This is a genomic window from Streptomyces endophyticus, assembly GCF_035798155.1.
Taxonomy (GTDB): domain Bacteria; phylum Actinomycetota; class Actinomycetes; order Streptomycetales; family Streptomycetaceae; genus Streptomyces; species Streptomyces endophyticus.
Map to the genome: position 1 here is coordinate 1 of NZ_JAOZYC010000085.1, position 522 is coordinate 522.

At 65.9% G+C, this 522-nt stretch carries 1 pseudogene; it reads left to right on the forward strand.

The features are described 5' to 3' along the window. Positions 1-139: 139 nt before the first annotated feature. Positions 140-522, forward strand: a pseudogene (locus OKJ99_RS10810) (ABC transporter permease/substrate binding protein); the annotation flags it as partial.

The window sequence follows — 522 nt, forward strand, 5'->3', positions numbered from 1 at the left end:
GACGACGAGGGCGAACTCCAGGGTGTGGTGCCGCGCGAGCGGCTGCTCGCCGTGCTCGGCGAGCCGATGAAGACCGTGGAAGGCAACGGAGCGGCCTCCGGCCCCATCGCGGACGAGCAGGCGGAGAAGGTGAATGCCGGTGCCTAGGATTCCCTTCGGTGACTGGGTCAATGACGTCGTCCAGTGGATGCTCGTCCACTTGGACTGGCTGTTCGGCTTCTTCGAGAGCATCTTCAACGGTGTCTACGACGGGCTGACCGAGCTCCTCCAGGCGCCCGAACCGCTGCTGCTGGCGGGCATCTTCGCCGTCGTCGCGTTCTGGCTGCGCGGCACCGTGGGGGCCGTACTGGCCTTCGTCGGGCTCTGGTTCATCCAGAACCTGGAGCTGTGGGACAAGGCGATGGAGACCCTGTCGCTCGTCCTGGTGTCGACACTGATCGCGCTCATCATCGGTGTGCCGCTGGGTATCTGGGCGGCGCGCTCCAACCGGGTCAGCAATCTGTTCCGTCCGGTCCTCGACCT